Genomic DNA, 18,134 nt, shown 5'->3' with positions numbered 1-18,134 from the left:
TCAGCTCCCCACGGTGGAGGCAGCGCGGCCTTGCGCGCTGGGGGGCGGGGGGCCCACCGCGGTGAGCGGCACCTTCCAGACCTGGCCGGGGCTCAGGGTTCTCTCCAGGCCCTCGGCACACACCCGGATGGGTGCGGCCGAGCAGGGATGAAGGCGCATCGCCATGGTGTGCCGGGTGAGGCTGACGCTGATCGGCTGGCCCCGGTACCGGAGCTGGAAAGAGGCCGCGGCCATCTCCTCGGGCAGCACCGGGTGCAACCACAGGGCCTCGGCCCGGGTCTCCACGCCCCCGTAGCAGCGCATCACCATGTCGGCGGTTCCGGCCATCGCCCCGAGGTGGATCCCTTCGCGGGTGGTCCCGCCCTGGGTGTCGTCGAGGTCGGCCCGCAGGGCGTGGTCGAACAGGGTCCAGGACCGGGCCCGATCGGTGCGGGCCAGCACCCAGCCATGGGCCAGCCGGCTGAGGGTGGAGCCGTGGCTGGTGCGGGCCAGGTAGTAGTGGACCGTGCGGGGAATGAGGTCCGGGGGCAGGGCGTAGCCCAGGCGGGCGAAAAGTCCGCGCAGTTCCTCGGCGGAGAACAGGTAGAAGAGCATCAGCACGTCGGCCTGTTTGGAGAGCTTGTAGCGGTTGGTGGAGTCACCCTCGGCCTGGAGGATGAGATCCAGCCGGCCGATGTTGCCGTAGCGGGCGCGGTAGGCCTGCCAGTCGAACTCCTCCAGGTCCTCGTAGCCCTCGAACTGGCTGATGATGCCGTCCGCGTGCCAGGGCACGCGCAGCCGTCGGCTGATCCGGTCCCAGCGCGCGGTCTCCTCGTGGGCCAGGTGCAACCGGCGCCACAGCGGGTCGCAGTCGTGGCCGGCCAGCAGCTCGACGGTTTCTCCGGCGCGGGCCAGGACCCAGGCGGCCAGGACGTTGGTGTAGGTGTTGTTGCGCACTCCCTGGCCGGGGGCGTGGGGGTAGCCGTCGTGGTACTCGTCCGGGCCCATCACCGCGGTGATGTCGAAGCGGTCCTCGACAGGGTCGTGGACGGCCAGGCTGCTGAACAGCCGGGCCACCTCGATGATCAGCTCCGCGCCGTAGTCGGTGAGGAAGCCGATGTCGGCGGTGGCCTGGTAGTACTGCCACACGCTGTAGGCCACGGCCAGCCCGACGTGGCGTTGACGGTGGGAGTTGTCGGGCATCCACTGCCCGTTGCGGACGTTGAACAGCGTTCTCGGCGTCTCCTCCCGCCCGTCGCTGCCGGACTGCCACGGGAACAGCGCCCCTGCCAGTCCTGCTTCCCGGGCCGCAGTCCGGGCCGCCCCGAGGCGTCGATGACGGTAGCGCAGGAAGGACCGGGTCAGCTCCGGCCGGCGCAGGGTGAGCATGGGGTAGACGAAGATCTCGTCCCAGAAGATGTGGCCGCGATATCCCTCCCCGTGCAGGCCGCGGGCGGGCAGTCCGGCGTCCAGGTCCAGGCCCGCTGCCGCGGCCGTTTGCAGCACATGGAAGATGTGCAGGTTCAGCGCCAGCTCCTGGGCGGGGCCGGCCTCCAGGCTGATGCCGAAGCGGTCCCACAGCTCCGCCCAGGCCTTCTCCTGGTCCCCCAGCAACAGAGCGAACCCGGGGGTCTCACCGATCTTCGAGGTCACGTCCAGGGCGGGGGTGGAGATTGCCCGGTCCCGGGAGGTCGCCACCGCCGCGGTCTTCTCCAGGGTCACCGGCTGCCCGGGACGCAGCACCAAGGTGATCTCGTGCCCCAGCCTGTGGCCGGGAACCAGGCGCCGGCCGGTCTGAGCGGAGCCGGGGGCGACCCGGGTGCGGGCGGCGGTGGCCACCGTGACGCCGGACTGGGTCGTGGCCGCTACGTAGAGCACCGTTTCCGCATCCAACTCCCGGGACTCCACCGGAGCCCAGTGTTCGCCGGCCAACTGACGATCAGCGATCACGTTGCGGTTGGACACCGCGGCGTTGACGGCGGATTCGACGATCAGCTCCCCGGACCAGTCCTCGGCCTCCACGGTGACCTCCAGGGCGGCCAGGTGCGGGTCGGCCAGGCTGTGCAGCTGCCGGGAGGTGACCCGGGTGGTGCGCCCGGTCGCGTCACGGTAGCGGTTGGTGCGGGTCAGCACCCCGTGGCGCAGATCCAGGAGCTGGTGGTGAGCGATCATCTCCGGGCACCCCGGGTGCAGCAGGGGCCCCTGCGCCGGGCGCACGCTCAGGTACGTCCAGTCGGGGGCGTTGACCAGGTGCTCTGTCTCGAACGGGTGCCCGGCCAGATCGGTGGTGCGGCGGTTGTAGATACCGGCGAAATAGGTCCCGGGGTAATGGGTCCCGTCGGCGGTGCTGCCCGGCACCGCCCCGCGGGTGGCCCAGTACCCGTTGCCCAGGGTGCACAGGGCTTCGCGGGTGCCTTCCTGCGTCGGGTCGAACCGGTCATAGACCAGCCGCCACCCGTCGGTCGTGGCGGTGACCGCCCCACCGCACCACGACCCTCGGTGCTCCACCGGCGCGGCGTCCTCGCTCAGGGGTACCAGCGGCACCGCCCGAAGGTCCTCCACCACGAGATGGGCACCAGCTGCCGCCAGCTCGTGGGCGGCCCCGGTGCGGTCGACCCCTATGACCTGGCCGAATCCTCCGGCGGTGGCTGCTGCGACCCCGGCGGTGGAGTCTTCGATCACCACGGCCTGGGCCGGTGGGACCTCCAGGCGGCGTGCCGCTTCCAGGAAGACGGCCGGGTCCGGTTTGCCCGGCATCCCCAGCCGCTGCGCGTCGGTGCCGTCCACGCGCACGGTGAACAGGTGCCCCACCCCGGCCGCCGCCAGCACCGCGGCACTGTTGCTGCTGGAGGTCACCAGGGCCGTGGGCACCCCCCGGGCCACCAGCGCGCCCAACAGCACCAGGGCGTCGGGGAACGCCCGCACCCCCTGCCGGGTCAGCTCCGCGGCGAAGAGCTCCTGCTTGCGGGCGGCCAGCCCGTGGACGGTGAGCAGCTGCGCACCGTCACCGGGCCCGCCCTCGGGCACACTGATCCCGCGGGAGGCCAAGAAGGTGCGCACCCCCTCGGGTCGGGGGCGCCCGTCCAGGTAGGCCCGGTAGTCCGTCTGCGCGTCGAAGGGCGCCTGCCCAGTGCCGCCCAGCTCGGGGAGGACCTCGTCGAAAACGGCTTTCCACCCCCGGGCGTGCATCCCGGCGGTGTCCGTGAGGACCCCGTCCATGTCGAAGACGACCGCACGATACCCCTCATCCGTGCGGGCCGGGCCCGGAAGCAGGTGTTCCAGGTACATCAGCAGCACCCCTGTCCGCGCGGGGCGCTGCTGGTGGGGGCGGAGGGCCAGCGCCAACCGCTGATCTTCGGGTCGTCCTCCCCATGGGCCCGGGTGTAGGCCCGGGCCCGTACCCGTTCCTCGACCATGCGCTGCCGCAACGGGGCGGCGGCCTCGGCCAGACCGGGCACCCGGTCGATGACGTCGATGACCAGGTGGAACCGGTCGAGGTCGTTGAGCATGACCACGTCGAAGGGGGTGGTCGTCGTGCCCTCCTCCTGGAAGCCGCGCACATGGAAGTTGCCGTGGTTGGTCCGGCGGTAGGTCAGCCGGTGGATCAGCGACGGGTAGCCGTGGTAGGCGAAGATCACCGGACGGCTGGTGGTGAAGATCGCGTCGAACTCCGCCTCCGGCAGCCCGTGCGGGTGCTGGCTGGCCGGTTGCAGGCGCATCAGATCCACCACGTTGACCACGCGCACCACCAGCTGCGGCAGGTGCTGGCGCAACAGGTCCACGGCCGCGAGGGTCTCCAGGGCCGGCACGTCCCCGGCGCAGGCCAGCACCACATCGGGCAGCACCGGCCCACCGCGTGTCCCGGAGTGGGCCGGTGAGGCGGCATCGGGAGCGGTCGCGGGTTCGTTGCCGGCCCATTCCCAGATGCCCACACCGCGGCGGCAGTGCAATGCCGCCTCCTCCATGGACAGGTAGGACAGGGCGGGTTGCTTGCCGGCGACGATGAGATTGATGTAGTCGCGGCTGCGCAGGCAGTGCTCGGCCACCGACAGCAGCGTGTTGGCGTCCGGGGGCAGGTAGACGCGCACGATCTCGGCTTTTTTGTTGACCAGGTGGTCGATGAAGCCGGGGTCCTGGTGGGAGAACCCGTTGTGGTCCTGACGCCACACGTGAGAGGTCAGCAGGTAGTTCAGCGAGGCGATCGGTCGGCGCCAGGGGATCTCCCCGGCGACCTTCAACCACTTGGCGTGCTGGTTCACCATGGAGTCCACGATGTGGATGAACGCCTCGTAGCAGGAGAACAGCCCGTGCCGGCCGGTGAGCAGGTATCCCTCCAGCCAGCCCTGGCACAGGTGCTCGGAGAGCACCTCCATCACCCTCCCGGAGCGGCCCAGGCCCTCGTCGGTGGGCAGCATCTGCGCCTCCCACACCCGGTCGGTGACCTCGAAGACCGCGCTGAGCCGGTTGCTGGCCGTCTCGTCGGGGCCCATCAGCCGGAAGGTGCGCGGATTGTCCCGGATCACGTCGCGCACCCAGGTGCCCAGCACCCGGGTGGCCTCGTGAACCGTGGCTCCGGGGGACTCCACGGGCACGGCGTAGTCGCGGACATCGGGCAACCGCAAGGGTTCCAGCACGGCGCCACCGTTGGTCACCGGGTTCGCGCTCATCCGGCGGGTGCCCTCCGGGGCCAGCTGGGCCAGCTCGGGGACCAGCGCCCCGGCGGCGTCGAAGAGCTCCTCGGGGCGGTAGGAGCGCAACCACTGCTCCAGCTGGCGCAGATGCTGGGGATTGTCCCGCAGACCGGACAGGGGCACCTGGTGGGAACGCCAGGTGTTCTCGGTAGGCACCCCGTCCACCTCCGCGGGCCCGGTCCACCCCTTAGGGGTGCGCAGCACGATCACCGGCCACCGCGGGAACTCCGGGGCGGTGCCCTCCCGGGCCTGACTCTGGATGCGACGGATGTCCTCGAGCACCTCCTCCAGCACGGCCGCGAACCGTTGGTGCACCTGGGCCGGGTCGCTCCCGCTGACCAGATACGGTTCGTGCCCGTATCCGCGCAACAGGCTCATCAGGTCCTGCTCGGGAATCCGGGCCAGCACGGTCGGGTTGGCGATCTTGTAGCCGTTCAGGTGCAGGATCGGCAGCACGGCTCCGTCGTGGACGGGGTCCAGGAACTTGTTGGAGTGCCAACTGGCCGCCAGCGGCCCGGTCTCGGCTTCCCCGTCCCCGATGACGCAGGCCACCAGCAGGCCCGGGTTGTCGAAGGCCGCCCCATAGGCGTGCATCAACGAATACCCCAGCTCCCCGCCTTCGTGGATGGACCCGGGGGTCTCCGGGGCCACGTGGCTGGGGATCCCCCCGGGGAAGGAGAACTGCCGGAACAGGCGCCGCAACCCCTCGGTGTCCCGGCCGATCCCCGGGTAGACCTCGCTGTAGGTCCCCTCCAGATACGCGCAGGCCACCAGCCCCGGGCCCCCGTGGCCGGGTCCGGTCACATACATCGCCTCCAACTCCCGGGCCTTGATCACCCGGTTCAGGTGCGCGTAGATCAGGTTCAGCCCCGGGGTGGTCCCCCAGTGCCCCAGCAGGCGGGGCTTGAGGTGCTCCACGGACAACGGCTCCCGCAGCAGCGGGTTGTCCAGGAGGTAGATCTGCCCCACCGACAGGTAGTTCGCCGCCCGCCACCACGCATCCAGCCGGGACAGTTCGGTCTCGCTCAACGGCTGTGGGCCCACGAGGGCGGGTGCCGTGGTTTCGGGAGTGGTCATCGGGCTCTTCCTCTTCTTCGGCGAGAACGGGTCAGGATCGGGTCGTACCGGGGAGCCGGGGTTACCGGTCTCCCACAGGTGTCAGCGCCGGTTCCGTGCGAGCCGCAGGGCTCGGCTGCGGGGGTTCCGGCAACCGCAGCCGCTTCAGCAGCAAAGCGTTCACCGCGACGATGAAGCTGGAGCCCGACATCGAGATCGCCGCCATCTCCGGGCTGAGCACGACACCGAACGGCACGAACACGCCGGCGGCAATGGGCAAGGCGATGACGTTGTAACCGACGGCCCAGAACAGGTTCTGCCGCATTTTCCGCACGGTCCCGCCCCCGATCCGCAGGGCGATCGGCACATCCAGCGGATCCGAGCGCATCAGCACCACATCGGCGGTCTCGATGGCCACATCGGTGCCGGCCCCGATGGCCACGCCTAGGTCCGCCTGGGCCAGGGCCGGGGCGTCGTTGACCCCGTCACCGACCATCGCGACCTTCTTCCGGCTGCCCTGGAGCTCGGCGATCTTGCGGGACTTGTCCTCGGGCAGGACCTCGGCGATAACCGTGTCGATGCCCAGCTGCCCGGCGATGCGCCGGGCGGTGGCCTCGTTGTCACCGGAGAGCATCACCACCTCGATGCCGGCCTCGTGCAGGGCGCTCACCGCCGCCGCCGCGGTGTCCCGGGCGGCGTCGGCCAGGGCGATCACGGCCGCCGCCCTCCCGTCCACCGCCACCAGCACCGCCGTCCTCCCGGTCGAGGCCAGCTCGTCGCGCACCCCCGCCAGGGAACCCAGCTCGATCCCGCGGTCGGCCATGAGCTTGCGGTTGCCCACCAGCAACCGGTGCCCCTGGACCGCGGCCCCGGCCCCGTGCCCGGGCACGTTGGTGAAGTCCGAGGCCGTGTACAACGGGGCGCCGCGCTGGAGGGCGTGGCGCACGACCGCGGTCGCCAGCGGGTGCTCGGACTCCCGCTCGACCGCCGCCACCAGGCCCAGCAGCTCCAGCTCGTCGATGCCCTCCACGACGACGTCGGTGACCTCGGGTTCGCCCTTGGTGAGGGTCCCGGTCTTGTCCATCACCACCGTGTCGATGTGGGCGGCGGTCTCCAGGGCGGTGGCGTTCTTGAACAGCACCCCCCGCTTGGCCCCCAAACCGGTGCCCACCATGATCGCCGTAGGTGTGGCCAGTCCCAGCGCATCCGGGCAGGTGATCACCACCACGGTGATGGCGAACAGCAACGCGGTCGGCACCGCAGCGCCCAGCGCCAGCCATATCGCGAACGTGGCGGTGCCGCCCACCAAGGCCACGAACACCAGCCAGAACGCGGCCCGGTCGGCCAAGCGCTGCCCGGGGGCCTTGGAGTTCTGCGCCTCCTGCACCAGCGCGACGATCTGCGCCAACGCGGTGTCCGCACCGACCTTGGTGGCCCGGACCCGCACAGTGCCGGTGGTGTTGATCGAGGCGCCGATCACCTCGGAGCCGACCGACTTCGACACCGGCAGGCTCTCTCCGGTGACCATCGACTCGTCGATCTCCGACTGGCCCTCCTCCACCACCCCGTCCACCGGGACCTTGGCACCGGGCCGGATCAGCAACAGGTCCCCGACCTGGACCTGGGCGGTGGGCACCTCCACGGTCTCGGTCCCCCGGATCACCACCGCCGCCGGGGGCGCCAGCTCCAGCAGGGTGCGGATCGCCTCACTGGCCCCGCCCCGGGCCCGCATCTCCAACCAGTGGCCCAGCAGCACGAAGGACGCCAGGACCGTCGCCGCCTCGTAGAACACCTCCCCACCACCGGTGAGAGTGACATAGAGGCTGTACAGCCACCCCGACCCCACCCCGATGGCCACCAGCACCATCATGTCCAAGGTCCGGGCCCGCAGGGCCCGGAAGGCGCCGTCGAAGAAGATCCAGGCCGAGTAGAAGATCACCGGCAACGACAGCAGCAGCGCGAACACATCGTCGCGCAGCCCCAACGGGGCCGGGACGTCGAAGCCGAACATGTCCCGACCCATCGGGGACCACAGTGTGACCCCGATGGAGAGCAGTGCCGCGACCAGGAACCGGTTGCGCATGTCGCGGACCATCTCGTCCATCGACATCATGTGCCCACCGTGCCCGCCATGGCCCATCACCTCACCCGGAGCCGGCGCGGCACGCCGACCGTCGCCGAGGTGTCCGCCGTGTTCCCCGGCCGGTTCCTGCCCATGCTCCTGACGACCCGCATGCCCAGCACGGCCTCCCGCCTCCGCCGCCGTCCTCACCGCAGCTGCGGTGGTGCCGGCGGACCCGGCGTGGTGGGGGTGGACGGGTGCCCCGGTTCCGGATGAGTCCGTGCTCATCGGCGCGCAGATGTGCTCGGGCACCGCCGCGCCGCGGCAGTGGTACCCGCACTCCTGCACCCAGCCGGTGATCTCAGCGACAGAAGTCCGATCCGGGTCGTAGGTCACCGTGGCCGTTTGGGACACCGCATTGGCCTCCACCGACACGACCCCTGGCCGTTGCAGCAGCGTCTTCTCGATGACGGGCTCAGAGGTGGCCCAGTGCAGCCCGGACACTTCAACGACAGTGTGCAGAGTCGATGGAGCCATCTGGTGTTCTCCTTATGATTGAGGGGCATTGCGAGTTCCCCGGCCCAGAGCCCATACGGCGGAGAGTACTCCGCCGTGCAAAGCACGGTGGGGTGGGGTGGTCGGAGAAGCGTTGGGGCTCAGCGCCACGGCGCTGCAGACACCCCCGGATACCGGCCGAGGAGTCCGGCGTGCAGACGTGCTGCCCGCGGGCTCCTGGGCACCGAAGAGAGGGCCTTCCACCACCTGAGACCCCGCCACAGGGAATCGTTTCCAGAAGCGCTGCACGGACCAGGGTGCGGAAGTGCGTACCGACCGGCATCTCATCCTCGACTGCTCCTCCGGAGCACTCCACACCAGCACGCCAGCCGTGCCTCGGCGCCCACTGTTCCCCGCCGTGTCCTGCTGTCCCGCCCCGCCCGCAGCGGCCTCATCGCAGGAATGGTGACCCATGCGGTCCTCCGGCAGAGCCGGGGCCCCAAAGGCGGTGGATTCCACGGTGCTCCTTCCCGACCTTGTCCGCTGGGCACCAGGGCCCATCCCTGCCTCTAGATGTAGCCCAAGAACACCCCGTGAAGACCGCACGGCAGGAATCTTCAACGAATCTTCATCGGTAACCCGTCACCTCTTTCTTCTGTGCAATTACCGTGGTAGGGGAAGTCGTTCGTGGTCTTCGTGCAGGACATGGGCCCCGGACCGTCTTCTGTCCTTGTTCCTACCGGATCGGAGTCCTGTCGTGCCCTCATCGTCCCCCTCCCGTGAGGGCAAGAGCCTTGACCGGCGTCGCTTCCTGAAGTTCGGGACTGCGGGCCTGGTGGTGGTCGGTGGTGGCGCCCTGGCCGGCACCCGGTTCTTCGGCGACCCGACCCCGGTGGGACCCGGCGGCGCGGCGGTCTCGGCGGCCGAGGCCGGGCGGGCCACCACGGGCAAGGTGGTGCGCCGGCAGCTGCGGGCGGCCCCGGCCACGGTGGATCTGGGGGGCCGCACGGTACGGACCTGGGCCTACGAAGGCACCGTGCCCGGCCCCGAGATCCGCCTCAGCGCCGGGGACCAGCTGCAGGTGCGGCTGGTCAACGACCTCCCGGAGGACACCACCGTGCACTGGCACGGGCTGGCGCTGCGCAACGACATGGACGGGGTGCCCGGGGTGACCCAGGACCCGGTGGCCCCCGGCACGGCTTTCGACTACAGCTTCGTGGTGCCGGACCCGGGCACCTACTGGTTCCACCCCCACGTCGGGGCGCAACTGGACCGAGGGCTGCAGGCCCCGTTGATCGTGGAGGACCCGGCCGAGCCGGGGGACTACGACCAGGAAGTCGTGCTGGTCCTCGACGACTGGACCGACGGCTGGGGGGAGAGCCCCGAGGCCATCGTGGAGCGGATGGCCCGCGAGGGCATGGACATGGGTGGCATGTCCGGCATGGAAGACATGGGGCACATGGGCATGGGTGGCATGGACATGGAGGGATCGATGCCCTCGGCTGACCAGCCCTTGGGGGCTGATACCGGGGACGTGTCCTATCCGGGGCATCTGATCAACGGGCGCCTGCCGCAGGACCCGTTCGTGATCACCTCCGCTCCCAGACGGCGCATCCGGTTGCGGATCATCAACGCCGGTGGGGACACCGCCTACCGCTTTGCCGTGGGGGGGGCACCGCCTGAGCGTGACGCACACCGATGGTTTCCCCGTGGTCCCGGTGGAGGTCGACACTCTGATCATCGGGATGGGTGAACGCTACGACGTGGTGATCACCACCGGTGACGGGGCCTTCCCGGTGGTGGCGGTCCCGGAAGGCAAGGACGCGGCCCCGGCGCAGGCCGTGCTGCGCACCGCTTCCGGCGCCACCCCGGCTCCCGGTGCCCGTCCGGGGGAGCTGACGGGGCGGTTGCTGCGCTACACCGATCTGGCCCCCACCGAAGCCGCCGCCCTGGAGGTCCGGGAACCGGACCGGGAACTGGAGCTGGCCCTGCAGATGGTCGACGGTGGCCGCCAGTGGGTCCTCAACGGGGTCCCGTTCGGGGAGCACACCCCCCTGGAGATCCGTCCCGAGGAGCGGGTGCGGCTGGTGATGCGCAACGAGTCGATGATGTTCCACCCCATGCACCTTCACGGGCACACCTTCGCCCTGGCCGGGCAGGCCGGGCCCGGGATCCGCAAGGACACGATCAACGTGCTGCCGATGGAAACCCTGGCCGTGGACTTCCAGGCCGACAACCCCGGGCAGTGGCTGGTGCACTGCCACAACATCTACCACGGCGAACTCGGGATGATGACCGTGGTCTCCTACCGGGCCTGAACAGCCCTGCCAGCGGCCTTCGAGCCCAGGCACCTGATGGGCGCCCTCGCCGTCCAGGAGCCCGGGGGGCACGTCTGGGTGGGCGGGGACGTCTCGAGGCGAGGAAGACCGATGACCAGGCTGGCTTCTGCGCCGATGGAGGGTCCCTGCTGTTGGTGACCGGCGACCGGTTGCAGGAGGTCATCGCGGTGATTGGGATGAGCAGCGATCATGGGTCCACCGACCTTGTCGAGCCGGGCCGGACGACGGTTCATTGGTGTCGCGCTGGGCTGTGATGCTCTGTCGAGTCCATGCGGGTGCACCAGGAGGTGGAGACCATGCCGAGGATGTCCGCCCTGGAAGCCTCCTTCTGTCGCAGCGCGCCGTGGAGTGTGGTGGCCCGGTGGATGGTTCCCTGGGCGACCCAAGGGTTTCCCGTCACCGGGGACGTGCTGGAGATCGGCGGAGGCAGCGGGGTCATGGCCGAAGCCATCGCCGGAGCCAATCCTCAGGTGCGGCTCATCGCGACCGACGCCGATCCGGTGATGGTTCAGGCCGCCCAGCAGCGCCTGGCCCGATTCCCCCGGGCGCAGGCGCGTCCGGCCGATGCCACCCGGCTGCCCTTCGAGGACGGGGCCTTCGACACCGTGGTGAGCTTCCTGATGCTCCACCATGTGATCCAGTGGGAACGTGCGGTGGGTGAGGCAGCCCGGGTCCTGCGGCCGGGCGGGGTGTTGGTGGGATACGACCTGCTGGCCTCCCGCGCCGCTTCCTGGGTGCACTGGGCCGACCGGTCACCGCACCGGCTCATCGAACCTGGAGCCTTCGAACCAGCCCTGAGACAAGCCGGCCTTGACCCGATCAGCCTCAGATACTCCCTCGGGGATCGGGTGCTCCGTTTCATCACCTGGAAGCCAAGCCGAGCCACGGACGATCCCGGCGATGACATCACGTCGAGGAGGAGCCGGTGAACACGGTACCGCTCACCCGGCAAGGAGCTCAAGACGAACTTGATCGGTTGCGCGCCGACTTCCACCTTTCGATGGCAGTAGCGCCCCCGGCGGGTCTGCTCCGGCCTACGGCCGGGACCCGGTGGGCCGACGGGCAGCTGCTGTTTCACATGTTCTTCGGTTATTTGGTCCTTCCGCGCCTGTTGTCGCTGGTCCGCCTGATGAGCCGCCCCCGCCCCGATCAGCCGGACCATCGCCCAGGTCCTGGAAGCCAGCGCCGAACCGTTCCACATCATCAACTATCCTCAGCTACCGCCGCACGGCTCGTCCGGCTCACGGACCCCGTCTGATCCGGTAACGCGACCGCACCACTGGCGCCCTGCCCGCTCGGCTCGAGACCGAGCCTGCGCAGACGCTGAACCGTGGGATGCACATATGGTGCACCGGGGTCCTCCTACCCCCGGGGTGGATGAGCCTTACCGAGAGCTACCACTACGGCACCCAGAACTACGACCACCACCTGTAGCAGCGGGCGCCCCTGGCGCATCCGTGAAACCCTCCGGTCTGAGCGCGTCCATGCTCGAGTGGGACTATCGCAGTAACGGTGTAAGAGGCCCAATCACCCCATTCGGGGTTGGAGGGTCGACATGAGCGAGAAGATCGAGACACTGGTGGACGTGAGCCCACCGACATCCGGTGACGAGCCGGAAGACAACGCGCAGCTGAGCGCGGCCGACCAGGACACCGTCCGGGAACTGGTCCGCGCCGCCCGCGCCAGCGGGGCGGCGTTGACCGGCCCCGGAGGGTTGCTGAAGCAGCTGACCAAGATGGTCGTCGAGGCCGCCCTGGACGAGGAGATGAACGAACACCTCGGCTACGAGCCCGGCGACCCGCAGGGGCGCAACCGCGGCAACTCGCGCAACGGCAAACGGGCCAAGACGGTCATCACCGACAACGCCGGCCCGGTGGAGATTGAGGTGCCGCGAGACCGTGAGGCGTCCTTCGAGCCGGTGATCGTGCGCAAGCGCCAGCGGCGTCTGTCGGACCTGGACCAGGTCGTGCTGTCGTTGTCGGCCAAGGGGCTGACCACCGGGGAGATCAGCGCGCATCTGGGCGAGGTCTACGGCGCCGAGGTCAGCAAGGACACCGTCACGAGGATCACCGACCGGGTCATCGAGGAGATGCAGGCGTGGTGGGCCCGGCCCCTGGAGCAGGTCTACGCGGCGATCTTCATCGACGCGATCATGGTCAAAGTCCGGGACGGACAGGTCCGCAACCGGCCCGTGTACGCGGCGATCGGGGTGGATCTGGGCGGGCACAAGGACATCCTGGGGATGTGGGCCGGGGACGGTGACGGGGAAAGCGCGAAGTTCTGGTACGCGGTGCTCACTGACCTGAAGTCCCGCGGCGTGAGGGACATCTTCTTCGTCGTGTGCGACGGGTTGAAGGGCTTGCCCGACTCCGTGAACGCGGTATTCCCGCTGGCCACGGTGCAGACCTGCATCATCCACCTGATCCGCGGCACCTTCCGCTACGCGGCTCGGCAGTGCTGGGAAGAGCTCGCGAAGGACCTCAAGCCCATCTACACCGCCCCGACCGCGGCTGCCGCCGAGGCGGCACTGGAGGAGGTGGAAGAGAAGTGGGGCAGAAGATATCCAGCGATCATCCGGCTGTGGCGGGCGGCGTGGAGCGAGTTCGTGCCGTTCCTGGACTACGACGTGGAGATCCGCCGGGTGATCTGCTCGACCAACGCGATCGAGTCCCTCAATGCCCGGTTCCGCCGGGCGGTGCGGGCCCGGGGGCACTTCCCCAACGAGCAGTCCGCGATGAAGACCCTGTACCTGGTCGTGCGGAGTCTGGACCCGAAGGGCACCGGGCAGACACGATGGATCACACGGTGGAAGCCTGCGCTGAACGCCTTCGCCATCACCTTCGCCGACCGGATGCCGGCAGCGGAGAACCACTAACCATGGAAACGCCTCTTACACCGTTAGAGCGACAGTCCCCGTCCGCACACATGGGGGGAGACCTACGTGCACGGTGGGGCTCGCGGGACTTTATGGAATCTTGAGGATTGCTCAACTGGAGCGCCAGGTGCAGCAGAGATCCTGAGCGCAGGATGGTCCCGGAGATTGGGACCTCAGATACGGCTCGACTCTGGACCCTGGGGGTGCCGGGGCGGGCCCGGTAGGTCGGGGGACCCATGAGTTGGACGTCCAGAACGGAAGAACCTGCCCTGACGGGTGCCACGGGCGGTGCCTGCAGGCCCTCAAGGTGGTTGGCCGGCATTGACGCGGCCCGCGGGCTGGCTTTGATCGGGCTGATCTCGATGCAGATTTTGCCCGAGTATGACGATGCGACCCAGGAATCGACCTGGTCGCACCTCTTCTCCTCGGGGGATGCGGTGGCACTGTTCGCCCTGCTGGCCGGGGTCGGACTGGCACTCAGTTCCGGGGGGCGGTTCCCGCACACCGGCAGGTGGCTGGCTGCCGATCGGATGGGGGTGGTTATGCGGGCGGTGCTGATCGCCGTGGTGGGTCTGGGGATCGGGGCGCTGATGCCCGCAGACGCCCCGGCGGACAACCTCTTGATCTACTACGGGGTGTTCCTCCTGCTGGCGATCCCGTTCCTGCACCTGTCCGCAACGGCGTTGTTCGTCTGCGCAGCGATTTCCTGGATCGTGGGTCCGCTACTGATGCAGGGCCTGGCAGAAATCCTTCCCGCATACACCTTTTCCAACCCCACGTTCGCTAACGGGGTGGAGGAGCCTGCGGGGACGATCTCCCAGCTGTTGTTGACCGGCACCTACTCGGTTTTGCCGTACCTGACCTGCCTGCTGGTTGGGCTGGGCTTGGGGCGGATGCACCTGCGCGACACGGGGATCCAGGGTCGGCTGCTGACGGTGGGAGCGGGACTGGTGCTCTTCGCCCAGACCACCTCCGCCTTCGTGTCCTACGCCTTCGGCGGGTATGACCGGTCGCTGACCACCGGTGGGATGGGCCAGGACGAGCTGGCGGAGGTGCTGGTGCGGGGCCCGGATTCCTTGCCCACCGACACGACTTGGTGGCTGGCGATCACTACCCCGCACACCAACCCTCTGTGGGAGATCGCCGCCAGCCTGGGCGTGGGACTGCTGGTGCTGGGGAGCTTCCTGCTGGTCTCCCAACAGTTCGGGGCATGGTTGCTGCCGCTGTCGGCAATGGGCGCGATGACCCTGACCCTGTTCACCGCACACCTGGTGGCGCTGTCCTTCCAGGCCCCCTACGACCAGCCCTACCTGTGGTACGTCATCCACTTGGTGGTCGCGGCACTGCTCGCGGTGGCCTGGCAACGAGCACTGGGCCAGGGACCGCTGGAGCGGGTGCTGAGCACCAGCGTGGAAACGACCCGCCGCACCGTGCTCCACCGCCTCCACTGGCTCCACCGGATGTGAGCACCAGCCGAGGCAGACTCTCACGCGCCGTGCCAGCCACAGCAGGTGGATTCCTCGGTGGCGGGCGCGGCCCGGAGCTGTTGGCTCCGGTCAGTTCTCGGGTGGGTGTCGGGGGAGGCGGATGCAGAAGCCGGCTCCGTGCTCAGGCCCGGGGATGGTGACCTCCAGAGCCCCGCCCTGGGCCTTACTGATGACCAGGTCCAGACCCCCCAGCCGCCTGGTGGGTTTCCCGACCGGTGTTGGCGCTCCCATGGGCCCGATCGGCACAAGGTACGCGACGCCCCTAACAGCCGGAAAGGCGGAGCAGTGTCCCGTTCAACAGCATCAGGAACATCCCGATGATGGGGCGCCGCAGGCGCCCTGCCGCTGGGGCGCCTCGAGGGCGGCAGCCCCGGGGGCTGCCGGCGCGCCGGGCCCGGACCGTGGTGCTGCTGGGCATCGACGGGGCCGGGAAGACGACGGCGGCCTCGTCGCTGGTGGCGGCGGAGCGGGCGGCGAAGCGGAAGGCGATCGTGCTGCGCAACCGGTCCGGTCGCCGCTGGCTGGCCCGCACCTCCGCGCGCGTCGGGGCGGAGGTGCCGGTGCGGTGGGCGGACCGGTTCGAGACCGTGGTGCGCGCCGCCAACGTCCTGGTCTGCCAGGTGCGGGCCGCACGTCGGGACGGGCTGGTGGTGATCGACCGCCACCTGGTGTGCCAGCTGGTGCTGCGACGGGTCCGGGGTCTGCCGCCAGGCCGGATCCTCCCGTGGGGGTCGGCCGCCGTGCTGCGCGGGGCCGTCGTGGTCGTCCTCGACGTCCCGGCCGAGACCGCCCACGCACGGATCCTCGCCCGCGGGCAGGACCACGAACCGCTGGAGTATCTGCGCGCGGCCCGGGCGGCCTATCTGGAGTTCGCCGATGCCTGCGGCTGGGTCGTCGTGGACGCCACCGGGGCACCTGAGGCCGTCCTCGCTCGGCTCACCGGACTCATTGGCCGGTGAGGAACCGCGGAAGCCCTGGACTGATCCTCCAGCGAAGAGGACGGCACCTCGAGGATCCCGGCGCTGGACCGCCCAGGGCAGGTGAGCCCGAACATGCCGGTCCTCTCGGAGGTGATGCGGGGCAGGGATGCTGGTCTACGGGTGCTGACCCTGGGCGGGGGCGTGGATCTCCCGTACCCCGGTGGGGTCGACGGTCTTCACCGTCATGGCCGACCAGCACGCCAGCGAGCAACAAAGAGCGGGAAAGCACCCGGCCGGCCAGAGCCATACACACCGGCCCGGACAGCGCCAGAGACAGCAACACCAACAGCACCGGAGGGAACCGGCCGCCGGCGGCCACGTGGGACGCGGCGGCAAAGGCGGTGGCAATCGCGGCTCCGGTCCACCCGAGAGCCCGTGCGCTCACGCCTTCACTTCCCTCACATCACCGGCCGGTCGACTCGGCGAGCCCATTATGTAGTGGCCCTTGACAGCCCCACCAAATCGAGAGGCCGTGGAGCGAGGGGATCGCCCGGGGCCCCATCAGTGCAGGGGGCGCAGTCCGGCCAGCGTGACCGTCACGAGGCGGTGCACGGCCGCCTTGGAGGGCAACCTGCCGCCGGCAGTGAGAGCGTGTAGGCAGTAGGTGGCCAGTTCCTCGGGCGGGACGTCGTCGCGGATCTCCCCGGCGTGGGCGCCTTCGGTGAGCAGGTCCTGGAGGAATTCCAGAAGATGTCGCTGTGCTCGGTGGACCTGGTCGCCCTGGTGGAGCAGTGTCGCCGGTTCAGTGCCGGGGTGTTCGTGAGTGATCACGGCGTAGGCCTCCAGGACGGCCTCGAGCCGCTCCGCGGGAGTCCCCGATCTGCTGCGGATCGCAGTGAGTCGTTGGAGGTGGTCGGCGATCTGGCGCTCGTGCCAGGCGGCGAGGAGGGCCTGCGCGTCGGGGAAGTACTTGTACAGGGTGGCCCGTCCGATACCGCTCTGCTCGGCTACGCGCGACATCGTCACCGAGGTCAGCCCGTGCTCGGCCACCAGTGAGGCCACCGCATCCAAGGCGGCATCACGAACTGCCCGACGATGCGTCTGGATCGTCTCGCTCCACAGCTTCGGCACCACTTCAGTCTACGTACCGCCACCATGGAGACAGAATGATGTGAGGGAGACATACTGTATCGATAAATCGTGTTGGCCCCGATTGGGTCTGACATTCGTCCGCGATCGAGGAGACTCTGATGGCGCATCAGTCCCGCGCTTCAAGTTCGGGTGATCCCGGCATGGCCCCCGACCATCATCCTAGGGAGGGGATGCCGCGCTGGGTGAAAGTCTCCGGGCTCGTCGTGCTGCTGGTGACCGTGCTGGCCGTGATCCTCCTGGTGCTGGGGGGACCGGGCGGCCATGGCCCCGGCCGCCATGGCCTGGCCGCCGGCTCCAGCACCCCAGTGCTGGCCCAGGGCCACGCCCCGTCGCCATGACGATGGGACCGCGGTTGCGCAAGGTTGCCCTGCTCGCACACGTGCTGTCCTCGGTGGGCTGGTTCGGGGCGGTGCTGGTTTTCCTGGCCTTGGCCCTGATCGGCTTGTTCAGCTCGAACGCCCTCACGGTGCGGGGGGCGTATCTACTGATGGAGCAGGCCGCCTGGTTCGCCCTGGTGCCGCTGGCCGCGGCCTCCCTGGTCACGGGCATCGTGCAGTCGTTGGGCACCACTTGGGGGCTGTTCCGTCACTACTGGGTGATCTTCAAGCTGGGGATCACGGTCGTCGCCACCCTCATCCTGTTGGCGTACATGCAGACCTTCGCGCTCATGGCCCGGGCGGCTGCTGATCCGGGGGTAGACCTCGAGGTCGTTCGTAACCCCTCCCCGGTGATCCATGCCGGGGCCGCACTGCTGGTGTTGCTGGTGGCTACAGTGCTGGCGGTGTACAAGCCAAGGGGGATGACCCGCTACGGGTGGCGCCGCCGACGTGAGCGGATCGCCCTGTCTGCGCCACCTGCGCGGCCACGAACCTGAAGCGCCAGGCTGGAATCACCTCAAGGTTGGAGAGCTGATCGGCTGCGGCTGTGAGCCGCCCGCGATGAGAGTTAGGGCAAAATCGTATGGGGTCCGTGCCGACGTCGTACGTCTCCTTTGCTTAGCTTGTCGTAAAGCCGGCGGTAATCGATGGGGAGGAGAGCGAGGGCATGGTCGATGAATGACAACCCTTCCTGGCCGGTG

Annotated in this window: 12 protein-coding genes; 8 read left to right on the top strand and 4 right to left on the bottom strand. The window is 69.4% G+C overall.

Translation table 11 applies throughout. The annotated features are described in order from the left end of the window. From Q0817_RS12590 to Q0817_RS12580, 3 genes are all read right to left on the bottom strand, one after another. Nucleotides 1-3,324: a beta-phosphoglucomutase family hydrolase gene (locus Q0817_RS12590; RefSeq protein WP_219588388.1), complete on the bottom strand. Its 3,324-nt coding sequence runs from the start codon at nt 3,322-3,324 to the stop codon at nt 1-3. Further along, entirely contained in the window at nt 3,267-5,747 is a 2,481-nt protein-coding gene (locus tag Q0817_RS12585) for a phosphoketolase (RefSeq protein ID WP_101851210.1), read from the bottom strand. The genes Q0817_RS12590 and Q0817_RS12585 overlap by 58 nt, the downstream gene beginning before the upstream one ends. Before the next feature lie 61 nt (nt 5,748-5,808). Next, complete coding sequence (locus Q0817_RS12580; protein WP_109244562.1) at nt 5,809-8,325, bottom strand: cation-translocating P-type ATPase; 2,517 nt, start codon at nt 8,323-8,325, stop codon at nt 5,809-5,811. Between the two features lie 715 nt (nt 8,326-9,040). Between Q0817_RS12580 and Q0817_RS12575 the strand changes: the two genes are divergently transcribed. The 6 genes from Q0817_RS12575 (at nt 9,041) to Q0817_RS12550 (ending at nt 15,943) form a co-directional block, all read left to right on the top strand. Beyond that, the gene (locus tag Q0817_RS12575; RefSeq protein WP_298588076.1) at nt 9,041-10,036 is read left to right on the top strand and encodes a multicopper oxidase domain-containing protein; all 996 of its coding nucleotides are present in this window, start codon (nt 9,041-9,043) and stop codon (nt 10,034-10,036) included. Continuing rightward, nucleotides 10,002-10,601: a multicopper oxidase domain-containing protein gene (locus Q0817_RS12570; RefSeq protein WP_298588073.1), complete on the top strand. Its 600-nt coding sequence runs from the start codon at nt 10,002-10,004 to the stop codon at nt 10,599-10,601. Before Q0817_RS12575 ends, Q0817_RS12570 begins: the two co-directional genes overlap by 35 nt. 326 nt (nt 10,602-10,927) lie before the next feature. Next, nucleotides 10,928-11,551 (top strand): class I SAM-dependent methyltransferase, encoded by a 624-nt coding sequence (locus Q0817_RS12565; protein WP_298588070.1) that lies wholly within the window; start codon nt 10,928-10,930, stop codon nt 11,549-11,551. 626 nt (nt 11,552-12,177) lie between these two features. Then, the gene (locus Q0817_RS12560) at nt 12,178-13,497 is read left to right on the top strand and encodes an IS256 family transposase (RefSeq protein WP_298588068.1); all 1,320 of its coding nucleotides are present in this window, start codon (nt 12,178-12,180) and stop codon (nt 13,495-13,497) included. A 311-nt stretch (nt 13,498-13,808) separates the two neighbouring features. Continuing rightward, entirely contained in the window at nt 13,809-14,963 is a 1,155-nt protein-coding gene (locus Q0817_RS12555) for a heparan-alpha-glucosaminide N-acetyltransferase domain-containing protein (RefSeq protein WP_298588066.1), read from the top strand. Between the two features lie 341 nt (nt 14,964-15,304). Next, the gene (locus Q0817_RS12550) at nt 15,305-15,943 is read left to right on the top strand and encodes an AAA family ATPase (protein WP_298588064.1); all 639 of its coding nucleotides are present in this window, start codon (nt 15,305-15,307) and stop codon (nt 15,941-15,943) included. 522 nt (nt 15,944-16,465) lie between these two features. Here the strand turns inward: Q0817_RS12550 and Q0817_RS12545 are convergent. Further along, entirely contained in the window at nt 16,466-17,035 is a 570-nt protein-coding gene (locus tag Q0817_RS12545; protein ID WP_298588062.1) for a TetR/AcrR family transcriptional regulator, read from the bottom strand. Between the two features lie 119 nt (nt 17,036-17,154). On the opposite strand from Q0817_RS12545, the gene Q0817_RS12540 reads away from it, so the two are divergent. Both Q0817_RS12540 and Q0817_RS12535 read left to right on the top strand, forming a co-directional pair. After that, a complete protein-coding gene (locus Q0817_RS12540) occupies nt 17,155-17,394 on the top strand; it encodes a hypothetical protein (RefSeq protein ID WP_298588060.1) in 240 nt (79 codons plus the stop codon). 14 nt (nt 17,395-17,408) lie between these two features. Beyond that, the gene (locus Q0817_RS12535; RefSeq protein WP_298588058.1) at nt 17,409-17,930 is read left to right on the top strand and encodes a DUF2269 domain-containing protein; all 522 of its coding nucleotides are present in this window, start codon (nt 17,409-17,411) and stop codon (nt 17,928-17,930) included. Nucleotides 17,931-18,134: the final 204 nt, after the last annotated feature.

The sequence above is a fragment of the uncultured Kocuria sp. genome, assembly GCF_947500125.1.
Taxonomy (GTDB): domain Bacteria; phylum Actinomycetota; class Actinomycetes; order Actinomycetales; family Micrococcaceae; genus Kocuria.
The sequence above is the reverse complement of the archived record's forward strand: the minus strand, read 5'-3'. Positions and strand labels throughout refer to the sequence as shown.